The organism is Acinetobacter sp. V115_6 (assembly GCF_031799025.1).
GTDB classification, from domain to species: Bacteria; Pseudomonadota; Gammaproteobacteria; order Pseudomonadales; family Moraxellaceae; genus Acinetobacter; species Acinetobacter pittii.
The window spans coordinates 134,846-149,884 of the sequence record NZ_JAVQNO010000017.1 but is presented as its reverse complement, the minus strand read 5'-3'; the positions used below and the strand labels follow the sequence as shown (position 1 = coordinate 149,884).

Here is a 15,039-nt window from a genome sequence, read left to right as displayed (position 1 = left end):
GATGAAACGCAGTCTAACATTGCTACTGAGCACATTTATCTCAATACAAGCTTTTGCTGAAGAAAATGCTTGTGAAAAAATTTGGGATAGCTTCAAAAATAAAAATGAAAGTATCAAAATTGATAAAGTTAATGTCCCCTGTAAACAAATTTGGGAAGATAGCAATAAAGCAAAGCTTGTAAAGACTATTGGCTTAAACCCAAAAGATGCTCAATGGATGTCAACAGGGGAATGCCAAGTTATTGAAGTGAATAAAAATAAATACCAAGTTTATTATGCTTATCTAAAAAATGATCATAGTGATATAAATATCATTAATGACACTAATGGTAATTATTTTTCATATTTTAGAAATTTAGGTCGCTATGATATGTTCGAAGATAAGTTTTTTCCAACAAAAAAAGCTAATAAAAATGGTGTGGAATTAAGCTGCCCTGGATTGGGGAATTTTGAAAAAATGAAACCTATTTTAAGTTCATATATCAATAATAAAAAAATTGATATTAAACGATTTAGTTTTGAGGACTTAAATAAATGAAAAATGGTAAATCTATAAATCAAAAATCATATCCGTTAACGCGTTATGGATTTATTTGTGCCGTTTCAAGAATGGAATCTTCATCAGATTTAAGTTTACCCTTAACGGCACCGGTAAACATTAGAGCAAGCCAAAATAAAAATTCTCGGGGTTATATTGGTTTTTTTCAGTTTGGGGAAGCTGCACTGATTGATCTTGGTTATTATAAGCATTGGAAAGATAATTCTGATAAAACCAAAGCAAACGATTGGTCCGGGAGTTGGGTTGGACATAATGGTGTTAATTCTTTATCAGACTTTTTGAAATCCCCTGCTAAGCAAATTCAGATCATTGGAGAATGGATAGATCTTCTTTGCAAACGATTAAGAAATAGAAGTTTTAATGAATACTATGGGAAAATAATAAATGGAATTGAAATTACTGAATCAGGAGCTATTGCAGGTGCTCATTTAGTTGGGGAAGGAGGATTAGGTTCTTTTTTAGGTATATCAGGTTTTAAAGGAAATTATAAAGAAGTAGATGGAAATAATGTTCATATTAGTAGATATATTGAGATGTTTAACCATTATGACTTAGAAAGCTGTTGTAGTAGAAAAATATATATAATATTAAAAAACCAAATAGGACAAATAACAAAAAATAAAAAAGTAACTATTGAATCTGAATATAGTGGTAAGTTTAAACAATCTAAGTTTATTGTAAATACTGAGTCAGATGAGCAAGGATTATTACCTGTTATTATTAGACATCCAGGCAGTAAAATTATAATTAAAGTAGATGGCAAACAATCAGCTGTCATCACACAAGCCTCTGATAAAAAACAATCTATTGAATTAAGTGTAAGTGAAGATATTAAAATTCAATCTGTCTTACAAAAACCTGCTGAACCAGAGCCAAAACAAGAAAAAGTTGTTGTTGTGGAACAGAAAACTGTTGATTTGAAGAAAGATGAGGTGAAAACGAATGCTTCTAAAGATATAAAATTTGATATAGCGATAATAGAAAGTGACACAAATAGAAAAATAACGAATATGAGGTTTTTCGTAAGATATAAAGGTAAGATCAAAGAGCATACTTCTGATAGTTCAGGAATAAAAACTGGTATAATTGCAGAAGAGGGAGAAAATTTAGATATATTGGTAAATGGAAGTAAAGGTTATCAAAAACTAAAAACAATATCTGTAACTAAAGGAATGGAAAATAGCTGTATATCAGTCCCATTAGGGCTAGTCAGTGTGAAATTGAAGATATATGATAGTAAAGGTAAAATTTTAAAAAATAATAAGTTTTTTGTTTCATATAGAGGTAGAGAAATAGAAAAAATAACGGATAGTAATGGCTTTATTCAATTAAAAATGTTGAATGCATTTGTTTATAAATTGCTACTTTCAAATAAGAAACCTGTTTTGACATTAAGAAATGATCCAAGTATTTCCGTAATCAATGTTAACTTAAATTCTGCGGCTACAACAATACAGATGCCTCGAGTATCTTCAAATCCCCCAAGTAAGACAGTGCCAGCAAAAACAACACCAGCGAAAGAAACGTCATCTAAGAAAGAAGAGAGCTTTGTTGATTACTTAATTGATTTTATTCCTTCATTAGGAAAAACAGAGAATGTTCATACAGAGAAAAATGGTAATCCTTTAACCAAACAGTATGGTAGTGATGTCGCTTTTACTATTAAAACAATCAATAAAGAGACAGGTAAGGAAGAAAATCTAGCTTATTCAATTAAGTATAATGGTGCAAAAAGAACACATTATACTGGACAAGATGGGATTGGATTAAAAAAACATCGGGGCGAAGAAGGAAAGAAAATTGAAATTGTTGTAGATGTTGATAGTAAAGAACAAGTACTTTATACCGCTATATTGAAGAATCCTATGCCAGTTATTGAAATAAGAATAGATAAGCCAAAAGATGATGACTCATATTTATTCCCTTTAAAGGCACGGACAAATTCATATAAAAATGGATTTGCTCGATTTGGTTCTAATCGTAGTGGTGGAAAACGTAAACACGCAGGTTGTGATCTGTATGCACCGACAGGAACTGAAATTAGAGCGATGGCTGATGGAAAAGTCCGTGTAGTAAAAGGTTTTTATTCTGGTACTGATGTAATTGAAATTGTACATAAAAAACATATTATACGTTATGGCGAGGTTCTGGCAGGGAAGTCCTTAGTAAAAGTTGGAGATGATGTAAAACGTGGGCAAACTATTGGCTATGTCGGTAAACTCACAGTACAAGTTCCAAGTATGATGTTACATTTGGAGATGTATTCTAATCCTAAAGATACTAGTCCATTAACAGTTCGTGGCAATAATGCCTATCAACGACGCTCTGATCTAGTAGATCCTACTACTTTTTTAGATAATTCAACATTATGAGATTGGTAATGAATAAAATTTTAATAGCGCTAAGTTTTCTATTTTTGACGGCTTGCAATGATTTTAACAAACTGGAAAAAGAATCTAATGCATCTATTGAACAGCAAAAAGAATCAAATTCAGTTATAAAGTCACAGTTAAGTAACTCTAATGACTCACTAATAAAAGAAACTACTGTTTCTCAAGTAAAAGATAAAAAAATGGAAAATTCAAAACCGCAAATGGATGCTCAGAATAAAATTACTTGTATGGGTAAAACCTTAAATGATTGGTATACTTTTGATGAAAAGTTAGAACAACCAAAATGTAAGAAATTAAACGGTTATAAACTAAAGAATTATCAATGCTCTGTTGAGAAAAATGTATTCGATTTAAATTCTGATGCTATTAGAATTACTATGAAAGATACTAGAGTATTTGCATTCCATTCTCTTGAACAATGTCAAGAAGCTGTTGAAATGTGGGAAGCGAATGGTATTTAGAATTTGAAAAAATTGATTAGAGTCATGAATCATTATATTTATTTAGAAGATATAAAATTATTTTATTAAAAGTGGTTTTAATGAATATCTAATATATTTCTGTAATTCTAGATTTTGATAAGATTTTTATCTAACTTGTTGTGAAGATACGTTAAAAATCAAATTAATCGGTAGATAGCTTATAAATATATAAAATCACTTTTATAGGCACTTTTATTGCTAAAAGTGCCTATATTATCTTTAGTTAATTATTTGTTAGACAGCTTCTATAAACAATATTATAACTTTTAAAACCAATTTAATATTTTTAATTTTATTGTTATCCCCATTAACTAAATAGGGTAATTTAGCGCCAATCAAAATAGGTAAGTCATCTTCAATATCATCACTGTATGTTGCAAGCCAAGGTTGTTTGATATCAAACTTATTCAATCTTCTTACTTTTTCTTCAGACCTACAATGTATCCCACTTATCCATCCTCCCAGCTTGTTTTGTAGAGGAGTACCAATAATTCGTACATCTAGATTGATAGACTCGAGTAAAACATTCGCTAACTTTTCTGGTGCACCCGTGGCAATAAACACAATTCTTCCATTGGCTAAATGATCTTTAACTTTGGCTATACCTTGCTCAAACCAATATAATGAACCGGAAGTAATTTCATTGATATCCTTAGAGAAATTTTTAAAGCTGTATTCTAATTCTTCTTCGTTCAAGCTATACGTTGCAATCCATAAATACAATGAAGCACCTTTAGATTTAAATTTCATAAGAGGTAAAGCGATGGGCGTAACAATAAGTGCAGCGATAAATCTAAAAATATTAGATTTCAATTTATCTGTTAACCATGCCTTTGTAGAGTCATCGGATAGTTATGTCCCATCCAAGTCAAAAACAACAATTTCTTTCATATATTTCTCTATATTTGGTAATAGTGATAAGAATTAATTTTCAAAAAATTATTTTAAGGGTTGATTTATAAAATAAGAAAATATTTTATTATATTGTGATATGGTTATAATAGTTTAGCTTGATTGTTTATAAATTAATTAAATGAAAAAATTTTGTTTATTATTGCTGGCTTTTTCTGTTAACACATTTGCAAATACAGATAAGTGGAATGGTACTTATCATTATTATAGTTCAGAAGAACTATCAGGTGGAAATGTTGCGACGATAGAATCAACTTTAACATTAGCACCAAAAAAATGTGTGTACTCTATTATAGGTTTTCAGGTTGATAAATCCTATATGTGCAAAGTAAAAGAGAAAAATAACGAGCTATATTTCTTTAATGTTCAAAGTGGTGAAAAGTTAGGAAAAGTAGTCTTTAAGAAAGGAAAATACTATCTTTATTCTGATGAAGTTTTAGATAGTAAAGACAACTTATTTTTTAAAGATAAATAATAGTTATAGAACTCTTTTTAAAATATTTTCAGATTCTGTAAAAAAGCCCAACAAAAGTTGGGCTTTTTTAAGTCTCTACAATTCCTTCTAAATCTTCGAGCTTATAGTTCGGCATATCAATAATATGAGTTTGAATACCTTCTTGAACATAATCATTCACATGAGGATATAACCAGCGAGTAATCTGTTCCGCAACACTCGAGTGATACTGAATTTCAAAGTGATTTAAACCATAAAACACGGCTTTATGTGAGTCTGGAACCTTAAGCTGAAAACGTGGATTAGGGTGTTCGCCTAGCGCGCTTTTTACACTCACTAAGTAGTCGCCAATTACGGTCAACGCTTTATTGCGCACCTTTTCAAATTCTAAGGTCCCTGCCACTAAAAAGGTGTTGATATGGGAAGGTAGCGGAGCAGGGGCGCGGTTATCATCCATCATACCAATACGGGCATCCATATGTTCCCAATCATCATCACGAACGCTACCGTGGCGTAAGTCTAAAATGCCATTACTGCGAATATTAACCAGTTGACCGAGTAAACCCACAAAAGGGAAAGCCCCAAGTTTATCTTGTATGGTAAAGCCAAAGCGCTCCAAAACTGCCCCATGATGTGGAGAGCCAATACAGACTAGATTTTCGACCATATGGATCCATTGATACATATTTTGTTTGCCATAAAACAAGGCACTACGAGAAACCAGTCCGCCCATACTATGGCCAATGATATCGATGCTGGTAATTCTTGGATTACGTTGGACCAAGTCTTCTAATAAGTTTGAAAAACTGCGTCCATTCGCTGAAATGCGTCGTCCTGTATTGTAATTTAAATACAGCATGGTGTTATGGTCACGCTGCGCTAAAAGGCGCTCTCCAATTCCACCATAGTGTGCATTTGACCAAGTCAGATGGTTCATACACAAACCATGAGCTAAAATCACAATACGGCCTGCAAGTTCCCCTTGTTGTATTGCACCGTAGTGATCGTATAGCACCATAGGTAAGGCGAGGGGGCTATGCTGTTTAAGTAGATAATCTCCAAAAATCCCATTCAAAATGCCGACTAAAAAATGTAGGCTGGGGGTGAGTGGTTTTTCGTGAAGTGTAGGATATTTTTCAATAATATGACGTAAGCTTGGCGCTAAAAAACAACTACCATATTTTTGTAAAGCACCATAAGAAAATTGATATGCCTTTTGCACAAATGGTCGTTTTTGAAAGTTTTTAGCATTTTGTGTGCTCACACCAAAAGCATTTTTTAATACTTCAATATTAATAACTTGAATTAATTCATGTACACCATTTAAGCTGGTACTGAACAGTTGAGCTAAACCTTCTAATACGTCTGCCTGACTAGGTGGCGTACGATCCCATTTACAATAAGTTTCATGTAGTGGTGTTAAGCTCGGCATATCTTTTCCCCATATACGTTATAACCGACGTTTTAAGCTGTACTTTTTATCAACGGCAGCTAACGTTTCCATCTTAGTAGTTTAAATAACACATGTTTTTAAAATACTGATGAATGGTTAGTTGAGTGGTTTTTCTTGTCTGACAATAGTGTTTTTATATACAAACTGAGAACAAAAATGTGAGTTTATTCTCAATTTAGAGGGAAAATATATGAATATTATCTACCTCCATGGCTTTAATAGTAGCTCTCTTTCAATTAAAGGGCTGAGCCTTAAGCAGTATTGTAGCGAATTGGGCATAAATGTGCATTTGCCAGACTTAAATAGATCTCCTGATCTAGTGGTTGGGCAAGTTTCAGAGCTTATTGAATCGTTACAAGACGTGGCTTTAGTTGGTAGTAGCCTTGGCGGGTTTTTTGCGACATATTTTGTCGCGAAATATAATGTTCCAGCTGTACTGATTAACCCTGCTATGCAACCATGGAAACTGTTTGATGAGTTATTTCAAGTTGAAAGTATGCCCTATGTGGTGAATGATCAATGGTCAATTGACCATGTTCAGTTACGGCAGTTACAACAACTGGAACTGAAACAACCTGAAAATGCCGACAAAATACTCGTCTTATTACAACAAGGCGACGAAATTTTGGATTATCGTCAAGCACAACGCTATTATAGTGCTGCAACGCCATCCTCATTGATTTTGACGGATGCTCATGGCAATCATGCTATGGAAGATTTTGAAGAAAAATTACCGTTAGTGATCGAATTCTTTGCGCACACCATCAAATAAGGAAAACGTACAACGTGACACAATATACGGCTCAATCGCTTGAAGTTCTTTCTGGTTTAGACCCTGTTCGTCGTCGTCCAGGGATGTATACCGATACGACTCGACCTAACCATTTAGCCCAAGAAGTTATTGATAATGCTGTTGATGAAGCATTAGCTGGTCATGCCGACAAAATATGTGTCACGGTTTATAAAGATGGTTCGTTGTCGGTTGAAGATAACGGCCGTGGTATGCCGGTCGATATTCACCCTGAATATGGACAAAGTGGTATCGAAATCATTCTGACCAAGCTCCATGCCGGTGGTAAATTCAGTACCGATAACTACCAATTTTCAGGTGGTTTGCATGGTGTGGGGATTTCGGTTGTAAACGCTTTATCAACACGTGTTGAGGTCGAAGTTCAACGTCAGGGTAACCTATACCAGATGGCCTTTGAGCAAGGTGAACCAGTAGCACCTTTAGCAGTGCTAGAAGGCAAAGCACCAAAACGTGCGACAGGTACAACTGTACATTTTTGGCCAGAAGCTAAATATTTTGATAGTCCAAAATTTGCGTTAAAAGCACTTAAACACAATTTAAAGGCCAAAGCTGTTTTAGCTGCTGGTTTAAAAATTATTTATATCGATCAAATTAACGATGAAAAAATCGAATGGCAATTTGAAAATGGCCTCGTCGATTATTTGATGGATGAGTTGCAAGACCGTGAAATCTTGCCAAATCCTGCTTTTGTGAGTAATGGTCAGGCAGATCGTGCGGCATGTGAATTTGCAATTTGTTGGAATGTAGAAGGCGGTGAGCAGGTTCAAGAAAGTTACGTCAACTTAATTCCAACCGCGCAAGGCGGTACTCACGTGAACGGTTTGCGCTCAGGTGTAACAGAAGCGTTACGTGAGTTCTGTGAGTTACGTAATTTGCTACCACGAAACCTCAAACTTTCGGCAGAAGATGTTTGGGATGGCGTGAACTATATATTGTCGCTCAAGTTCCAAGAACCGCAGTTTTCAGGTCAAACCAAAGAGCGTCTTTCGAGTCGTGAAGCATCAAATATTGTTTTAAATATTGCTAAAGATGCTTTCGCACTCTGGCTCAACCAACATGCTGAAATTGCCATGCAGCTGGCAGAAATGGCGATTTCTAAAGCAGGTCGTCGTTTAAAAGCAGCCAAGAAAGTCGAGCGTAAAAAAATTGTTTCCGGCCCTGCATTACCAGGTAAGTTAGCAGATTGTGTTGGTCAAACACGTGAGGACAGTGAACTGTTTATTGTCGAGGGTGACTCTGCTGGCGGTAGTGCCAAGCAGGCGCGCGATAAAAACTTTCAGGCGATCATGCCAATTCGTGGAAAAATCTTAAACACATGGGAAGTTTCTTCAGATGAAGTATTGGCTTCTCAAGAGGTTCACGACATTGCGATTGCGATTGGTGTAGATCCGGGCAGTGATGATTTATCTGAATTACGTTATGGCAAAATCTGTATTCTGGCCGATGCTGACTCGGATGGTTTACACATTGCGACTTTGCTTTGTGCTTTATTCGTTAAACACTTCCCAGCATTGGTTGAAGAAGGACATTTGTATGTGGCAATGCCACCATTGTTCCGTATCGACATTGGTAAAGATGTTCATTACGCGCTTGATGATGATGAACTTGAAACTATTTTGAAAAATATTAAAGGTAATCGTAATCCGCAAATTACCCGATTCAAGGGATTGGGTGAGATGAACGCGATTCAATTACGTGAAACGACTATGGATCCGAACACGCGTCGTTTAGTTCAGCTCGACCTAGATGATGTTCACTTAACGGCAGGTTTACTCGACAAGTTGCTTGCGAAAAAGCGTTCGGCAGATCGTAAGCAGTGGCTTGAGCAGAAGGGTAACTTAGCTGATATTACTGTTTAGAAAAATGAAAAAACCCCGCTCAATTAGCGGGGTTTTTTTATATAAACCTAAGATTGTTAGAAATCACCACAACGATTCCTGCTATTAAGGTTTAGACCATTAAATTAGACAGATCTGTATATTTTAATTTAGGTCGTAATTTTTATAGCATGTGGAAATTGAAAAATATCACAATTCGCTCCCCCTCCAATTCGATCTACTACTGCAAAATCACTTGGTGCTTCAAAGGTAAGCAAAGGATGATGCCATGTGCCTGCCCGATAATTGATGCTTTGCTGTCCGTTTGAAATAAAAGCACATAACTTTGAAATATCAGGAGTATTTTCATCCAAAGCGGGTGCAACAATAATTAAAAACTTTTGTTGCTGTAGTGGAATAAATGCCTGAGAGCCTTTCGGATGACGCTCTAACATTGAAATCTCTAAAGGCAGCACACTTGTCTTAATATTACGGAAAATACTAATTCCTGCTTTTGCTTCCCCTTCAATTTCAGTTTCAACGAGCGCATGGTAGCGCTCGGTGTGGGCATCATTAATATGAAAAAAGTCATGCCCGTCACAACAGATGACTTCTCCGAAGGGCTGAAAGTTTTCAATTGTTAAGGGCTGAATTTGAACAGTATTCATCATCATGACTTGGCAATTTTTCCCCATAAACGAACACGGCTAATACCACCATCTGGAATCATGTTAATACGAATATGCGAGATTTTTTCATGTTGTAAAATCTCATTCACATATTCATGAATATGGTCCATTTGCATCGGTTGAGCTTCAAGTAAATAAGACCAGAACATACTTTGAGGAATTAACTGTGCATCGGTTGCGTTTTCAAGGTAAACCGCCTGAATAGATACTTGGGCAGGGAAGTTCCCTTTAAAATGAGCTGTATCAATTTCAAGCTTTTCAATTTTTCCGCTTTTACCCAACGCAAGAATACACCAGTCATAACCCGGTGCACGGCGGCGTTTGGTTTCCCACCCATCGCCCATGTTGACGCCACGGCCTGGGTTAATCAAATTACGCGGGTGTCCAAAATGAGCATCACTATAGGCAACAACGCGGCCACCATTTTCGAGAGCCAATAAATCGAGAGTTTGTTCGCTGTCAGTTACCTGAATATGAACATCACCATAGACACGTAAACGGGCAATACCGCCATCTGGGAAAATATTAAGGCGTATATGAGTGAAAAGTGCATCATTATTGACCATAAAAATATGATGCTGGCTTGGGCCTAGTTCAGTATTTCCTAAAACATTCTCCCATTTTGCCCCTGTCAGGTCCCCATTTGGTGCATAACATGCTTCTAATGATGCAGAGGCAGGGTAATTTCCTGTAAAAAAGCTGGTATCAATATCAAGAGCAGTGATTTTTCCACTTACACCAAGCTTCACGATACACCAATCATAACCTGCGTGACGTTTACGGCGCGTCTCCCATCCGTCCATCCATTTGCCGTTATCATCAAATTTATCTTCAACAAAAATAGGTGCATCAAATTGCAGCATACGCTTTGCTTCTGCAAAGAAATCATCTGAACACTCAATGACTTGTGCACCAATTCGGGCATCTGCCAAATTGGTCTTAGTATTCAAAATCTCAGGAAGTTCAAAAGCTGGAGCGTGCAATGTTGCCATAATGGAGTATCCGTATTTCTTGTTAAAAACATGATTTTTCATTTAAAACTGCGCTAACACGGAGCGTGCCAAGTCGAGTTTTATACATAAATATATAAGCATGGTGCATGCCAGTTTTGTGGAAAAGCTAAATAAATTTTGAACGATGGCATGTTTTTAGCATAAGCACCCTATAGGTGAATATCTATAGGAGCGTGTTATGAATGTGGTGATTATTGGTGCGGGAATGGGAGGTCTAACCACAGGCATTGCATTAAAGAAATTTGGTCACCAAGTTCGAATTTTTGAGCAAACTGAAAAAATTCTTCCTGTCGGCGCGGCAATTTCGCTGTGGTCGAATGGTGTGAAATGTCTGAACTATCTGGGATTAACTGACAAAATCGCCAAACTTGGTGGACAAATGGATGATTTGGCCTATGTGGACGGTTTAACTGGAGATGTGATGACACAATTCAGTTTACTGCCATTAATTGAAGAAGTGGGCCAAAGACCTTATCCGGTTGCACGTGCTGATTTACAAAATATGTTGATGGATGAATTTGGTCGTGATCAGATTTATCTAGGCAAAAAAATGGTCAGCCTTGAAGACAAAGCTGATTATGTCGAGGTTCATTTTGCAGATGGTAGCTCAACGCAGGCCGATCTATTAATTGGGGCGGACGGCACTCATTCACTTACACGGACCTATGTGTTGGGGCAGCAAGTACAGCGCCGTTACGCAGGTTATGTAAATTGGAATGGGTTGGTTGAGATCTCTGAAGAGTTGGCTCCAGCCCAACAATGGACGACTTATGTGGGCGAAGGCAAGCGAGCTTCTTTAATGCCAGTTGCAGATGGAAAGTTCTATTTCTTTTTAGATGTGCCTTTACCAGCAGGGTTAGATAATAATCGAGATGAATATAAAAAACTTTTAAAACAATATTTTGTTGATTGGTGTCAACCCGTACAGCAGCTTATTGAACGCTTAGACCCGCAAAAAACCAATCGGGTAGAAATCCATGATATTGAACCGTTTACACAGTTTTATAAAGGTCGTGTAGTGATTTTGGGTGACGCTGCACATAGCACGACACCTGATATTGGGCAAGGCGGCTGCCAAGCCATGGAAGACGCGATTTATTTAGCGCGTTCTCTGCAAATTAATACTTTGGGGCTAGAGGATGCTTTACGTCGCTATCAAAACAAGCGCAATGAACGTGCTAATGAATTGGTACTTCGTGCGCGCAAACGTTGTGATGTGACACATATGAAAGATGAAGCCGTTACACAAGCATGGTATGAAGAATTACGCCGTGAACAAGGTGGACATATTATGCAGGGGATTATTAGTAATATTGTGGGTAATCCACTTGATTAAAAACAAAAACAGCAAGGAATTTTCCTTGCTGTTTATCTTCTAAATTTGGATTTTAGAAGTGGTATTTAACCAATGCACTAACGTTATTTTCGTCTGCACCTTTAATACCAAATTTGTTATTCCATACTGAGTGCTCGATACCGAGGTATAGGCGTGTATCAGGAGAAATGTGTTTACCTACATTCCATTTCCACTGAGTTGTCCAGTTCAACTCGCTGGCATGGTCGCCTTCAGCAGTTGACCAGTCAAGGAAACCATCTACCAAGAAATCTTCAGATCCTAATTTTAATGGAACGCCGTAAACGAATGTCATTTGATAATCGTCGTCAGTGTTCTCATTATTTGCACGGTAGAAGTTTAAATTTGCATATTGGAAATATGGGATATCTAAATCAACTGCAAAACCATAAAGGAAGTTGTCGAAGTTGTTGCCGTCTTCACTGTTACCTTCCCAAGTAGTACTAATGAGTACATCTTTGATTGGGCCATACGACAATTTTTTACCAGACACTTCGCCTAAACTTAGTCGTGGTGATAACTCAAAGTAAGTACTCTTGTGGTCATTTTCACCACGCATGCGGTCCATAAAGAAAAACACATCAGCGTATTTAACTTTTGCTGCATATTCCAAAGTAATCGTGGTTTCTTTGTCATCTACAACTTCATAGTTTTCACCATAAAGTCCAGTCACACTAAAATCTTGCCAAATTGGTTTTGCCTGAACCATGGCAGTTGCAGATAACAAGGCACAAGTCGCCGCAAGTTGCTTTAATTGCATTTAAATGATCTCCCCCCAAATAAAGCACGCTAAGGATACAGGGTCTTAAGCAAAAATGAAGCCAAATTTGATCAACGGTTAAAAAAAAGCCCACCGAAGTGGGGCGCTAAAAACTAAATCTTTAATGAGTATTTCTTGTGTTTATTGTTTGGCTTAAATGTGGGGTGCGCGAGCTACGAAATGAAGGTAAATGATTAAATAATAAATTCAACAAGATAGCAAAGAGACAAGTTGAACTAATGCCCGAATGGAACAAAGTTTGTACCCAAACCGGGAAATGAGCATAAAACTCATGGTTAATAATTGGGATCATCCCAGCTGATAAAGCAGTTGCGACAATAATTAAATTTTTCTGATCGTTATAATCAATTTTTGCCAAAGTGCGAATTCCACTCGCTGCAACCGACCCAAACAAGACCAAACCTGCACCACCAAGTACGGGCATTGGAATCGCTGCAATCAAACGACCCATAATAGGTAGTAGACCCAAAATAATCAGAATGACACCGCCTGCTGCTACGACAAATCGACTCTTGATGCCTGTGATCGCAACCAGTCCAACATTTTGGGCAAAAGCGCTTTGCATGAATGAACCAAAGAGAGGGGCAAAAGCACTGGAAAACATATCCGCACGAACACCATTGGCGATACGTTTAGCATCTACCTCAGTTCCTACAATGTCTCCAACAGCAATAATATCGGCTGTGGTTTCAGTCATAATCACCAAAGTGACGATCAACATCGACAAGATAGCGCTGAGCTCGAAAGTCGGTAAACCGAATGCAAATAGGTGAGGAAATTGCAGCCATGCGCCTGAGCTCACCTGACTAAAATCACCAAAACCCATAAAGTAGGCGAGGATAGTACCGGTAACAATAGCCAACAAAATTGATATGCGTCGGATGCCTGCTTGCGGCAGCATATTTAGAACAATCACAATGCCTAAGGTCAGCAGTGCCAAAGAGATATTTTCTACGCTACCCCAGTCAGGTGCTTTATTGTTCCCACCCATCATCCAGCGAATCGCAACGGGTAACAAAGATAGACCAATAATCGTGATGACACATCCTGTCACAACAGGTGGGAAAAAACGAATAATTTTAGAAAAGTAAGGTGCAAGACACAGTCCAATTAGAGATGCAGTAATGACCGCGCCATAGACAGCAGGTAAACCACCGCCTGTAGTGATAATGGCGACCATCGTTGCAACACCCGCGAAAGATACACCCTGTACCAGAGGTAATTTTGCGCCTAAATATTTGGTTCCGATTGTTTGGATCAGGGTTGCCAATCCACCTACAAATAGGGCCGCTGCAATGAGCATTCCGATTTGTGCTGAGCTTAAGCCAGCTGCCGTTCCAATAATCAAAGGCGGGGCTACAATGCCACCATACATGGTCAGCACATGCTGTAAGCCGTAAGCAAAACTTTTGGAAATTCCTAAATATTCATGCTCTGGAGAAATCACATTTTTTTGCTGATGATTCATATTTTTCTCCTATTTATAATTGAGTTAGCTACCGCGATAAGTGGAGTAAGCAAACGGACTGATCAGTAATGGAATGTGATAATGCTGATTAATGTCTTCTATGAAAAATTGGATACAAACACGCGGGAAAAAAGTTTTGACTTGCTGCCATGAAAAATAAGGGGCAATTTCAAATTCAAGTTGATAAGCACCTTCTGCAAAGTCTGTTATTCCAAAATCACTCACTCGACCATCTTGATTAGTGGTTGCTGTCGCTATCAGCTCATGGGTTGCTGCATGAAACAACTTCACTTCTACGTCTGCAGCTGGTTTACCTAAATTCGTATCTAAAATATGAGTGCTGATCATGTTTGTATTTCCTGAGATAGACGTAATAGAGCAATCGCTGCAAGTTGCTCATGTACAATTGTTTTTTCGATAGCTAAGTCGTTTTGTAGTCGTTCATGTAGCTTTTTTAAAATTTCATCGCTACTGAGGCCTGCCGCTTTAATTAAAAAAATAAAGCCAAACTTTTGTTCATAATCCATGTTGCCTTGTAGCAGAGCTTGTTGTGTTTGTTCATCTAAAGAAATGCCAGCTTGTTCTTTAGATGAAAAATTCTGCTCTTTTGCATTGAGTTGTTTCTTAGCCTGGCGTTCACCAATTTTTGGATGGGTTGCTAAAGCCGCTAGTATCTCTTGCCATGACCACATTTGACTTAATTGTTCTGCATATTCCAAAAGAGATACTTTTGTTGAATAGGGACGATTTGAGATGATTTTTTCGGCCCATGCTTGAATGTGGACACAGTTTTTTAACAAAGTCTTGAGTTGTTCTGGTGGGGCTTGATTAAACTCGGCTAAAAACACTGTTA

At 37.3% G+C, this 15,039-nt stretch carries 14 protein-coding genes and 1 pseudogene; 7 read left to right on the top strand and 8 right to left on the bottom strand.

Going from position 1 to position 15,039, the window contains the following annotated elements; genetic code table 11:
* Position 1 precedes the first annotated feature (1 nt).
* From RMA94_RS05425 to RMA94_RS05415, 3 genes are read left to right on the top strand one after another with little or no spacing between them, the layout of a single operon-like run.
* The gene (locus RMA94_RS05425; RefSeq protein WP_311082149.1) at positions 2-538 is read left to right on the top strand and encodes a hypothetical protein; all 537 of its coding nucleotides are present in this window, start codon (positions 2-4) and stop codon (positions 536-538) included.
* The gene (locus RMA94_RS05420) at positions 535-2,931 is read left to right on the top strand and encodes a M23 family metallopeptidase (protein ID WP_311082147.1); all 2,397 of its coding nucleotides are present in this window, start codon (positions 535-537) and stop codon (positions 2,929-2,931) included. Before RMA94_RS05425 ends, RMA94_RS05420 begins: the two co-directional genes overlap by 4 nt.
* 8 nt (positions 2,932-2,939) lie before the next feature.
* Positions 2,940-3,413, top strand: coding sequence for a hypothetical protein (locus RMA94_RS05415; RefSeq protein WP_311082146.1), 474 nt, complete (start codon positions 2,940-2,942; stop codon positions 3,411-3,413).
* 255 nt (positions 3,414-3,668) lie between these two features.
* On the opposite strand, the pseudogene RMA94_RS05410 reads toward RMA94_RS05415, so the two are convergent.
* Positions 3,669-4,325 (bottom strand): annotated as a pseudogene (locus RMA94_RS05410) (haloacid dehalogenase-like hydrolase).
* A gap of 142 nt (positions 4,326-4,467) precedes the next feature.
* Between RMA94_RS05410 and RMA94_RS05405 the strand changes: the two are divergent.
* Complete coding sequence (locus tag RMA94_RS05405) at positions 4,468-4,821, top strand: DUF5991 domain-containing protein (protein ID WP_311082145.1); 354 nt, start codon at positions 4,468-4,470, stop codon at positions 4,819-4,821.
* Between the two features lie 67 nt (positions 4,822-4,888).
* Here the strand turns inward: RMA94_RS05405 and RMA94_RS05400 are convergent, their stop codons facing one another.
* Positions 4,889-6,232: a hypothetical protein gene (locus RMA94_RS05400; protein ID WP_002121854.1), complete on the bottom strand. Its 1,344-nt coding sequence runs from the start codon at positions 6,230-6,232 to the stop codon at positions 4,889-4,891.
* Between the two features lie 211 nt (positions 6,233-6,443).
* Here RMA94_RS05400 and RMA94_RS05395 point away from each other — a divergent pair, with 211 nt between their 5' ends.
* Together RMA94_RS05395 and parE are read left to right on the top strand one after the other, a co-directional pair.
* Positions 6,444-7,025 carry a YqiA/YcfP family alpha/beta fold hydrolase gene (locus tag RMA94_RS05395; RefSeq protein ID WP_311082144.1) on the top strand — a complete coding sequence of 194 codons (582 nt, stop codon included), beginning with the start codon at positions 6,444-6,446 and terminating at the stop codon, positions 7,023-7,025.
* Positions 7,026-7,039: 14 nt separating this feature from the next.
* Positions 7,040-8,923 carry a DNA topoisomerase IV subunit B gene (gene parE / locus RMA94_RS05390; protein WP_057106181.1) on the top strand — a complete coding sequence of 628 codons (1,884 nt, stop codon included), beginning with the start codon at positions 7,040-7,042 and terminating at the stop codon, positions 8,921-8,923.
* Positions 8,924-9,051: 128 nt separating this feature from the next.
* Here the strand turns inward: parE and RMA94_RS05385 are convergent, their stop codons facing one another.
* Together RMA94_RS05385 and alc are read right to left on the bottom strand one after the other, a co-directional pair.
* A complete protein-coding gene (locus RMA94_RS05385; protein ID WP_202724454.1) occupies positions 9,052-9,555 on the bottom strand; it encodes an ureidoglycolate lyase in 504 nt (167 codons plus the stop codon).
* Entirely contained in the window at positions 9,552-10,562 is a 1,011-nt protein-coding gene (alc, locus tag RMA94_RS05380) for an allantoicase (RefSeq protein WP_002121874.1), read from the bottom strand. Before alc ends, RMA94_RS05385 begins: the two co-directional genes overlap by 4 nt.
* Positions 10,563-10,761: 199 nt before the next feature.
* Here alc and hpxO point away from each other — a divergent pair, with 199 nt between their 5' ends.
* Complete coding sequence (gene hpxO, locus RMA94_RS05375) at positions 10,762-11,919, top strand: FAD-dependent urate hydroxylase HpxO (RefSeq protein WP_202724427.1); 1,158 nt, start codon at positions 10,762-10,764, stop codon at positions 11,917-11,919.
* Between the two features lie 52 nt (positions 11,920-11,971).
* On the opposite strand, the gene RMA94_RS05370 is transcribed toward hpxO, so the two are convergent.
* The 4 genes from RMA94_RS05370 to uraD form a co-directional block, all read right to left on the bottom strand.
* A complete protein-coding gene (locus tag RMA94_RS05370; protein ID WP_017399857.1) occupies positions 11,972-12,697 on the bottom strand; it encodes an outer membrane protein OmpK in 726 nt (241 codons plus the stop codon).
* Between the two features lie 121 nt (positions 12,698-12,818).
* A complete protein-coding gene (locus RMA94_RS05365; protein ID WP_311082142.1) occupies positions 12,819-14,186 on the bottom strand; it encodes a nucleobase:cation symporter-2 family protein in 1,368 nt (455 codons plus the stop codon).
* Between the two features lie 24 nt (positions 14,187-14,210).
* Positions 14,211-14,534 (bottom strand): hydroxyisourate hydrolase, encoded by a 324-nt coding sequence (gene uraH, locus RMA94_RS05360; RefSeq protein ID WP_039766416.1) that lies wholly within the window; start codon positions 14,532-14,534, stop codon positions 14,211-14,213.
* Entirely contained in the window at positions 14,531-15,034 is a 504-nt protein-coding gene (uraD, locus tag RMA94_RS05355) for a 2-oxo-4-hydroxy-4-carboxy-5-ureidoimidazoline decarboxylase (protein WP_311082139.1), read from the bottom strand. Before uraD ends, uraH begins: the two co-directional genes overlap by 4 nt.
* Positions 15,035-15,039 lie beyond the last annotated feature (5 nt).